The 560-nt window shown below is 64.8% G+C and carries 1 protein-coding gene; it reads right to left on the bottom strand.

Translation table 11 applies throughout. The annotated features are described in order from the left end of the window. Positions 1-560: NAD-glutamate dehydrogenase domain-containing protein (locus AC1DU6_RS35285; RefSeq protein WP_477863224.1), on the bottom strand; the 560-nt coding region annotated here is incomplete at both ends.

Raw genomic sequence — 560 nt, 5'->3', positions numbered from 1 at the left:
GGCGAAGGCATCGCCGAGCCAATGGTTCTTCTCGGCCGAAATCGCGTTGGCGATGTCGGAGAAGGTGGCGGTGCCCTTGTCGGCGGCGACGACCAGATAAGGATCGTCGCCATCATGCCGCACGGTCGAGTCGGGTGGGAGGAGGTCGTCACCGTCGAGATTGTCGGTGAGTTCGAGCAGCGAGCGAACGAAGATGCGATAGGCTTCGGTGCCTTCCGCGAGCCACGCGTCGCGGCTGGAGAGTGGGGGCAGGCGCTTGGGCACGAAGCCGCCTTTGGCGCCGACCGGCACGATCACGGCGTTCTTGACCTGCTGGGCTTTGACGAGGCCGAGGATCTCGGTGCGGAAATCCTGCGGCCGATCGGACCACCGTAGTCCGCCACGCGCAACCTTGCCGAAGCGCAGGTGAATGCCTTCGACGCGGGGCGAATAGACGAAAATCTCGTAGAGCGGTCGTGGGGCCGGCAGGTCCTCGATTCCGCGCGCGTCGAACTTGAAGGAGATCACCGGACGCGGATGTCCGTCCTCGCCGACCTGCCACAAATTGGTGCGGATGGTGG

This window comes from Roseateles sp. P5_B10, from assembly GCF_056400485.1.
Note: the sequence above shows the minus strand (reverse complement) of the source record. Positions and strands in the feature narration are given on the sequence as shown.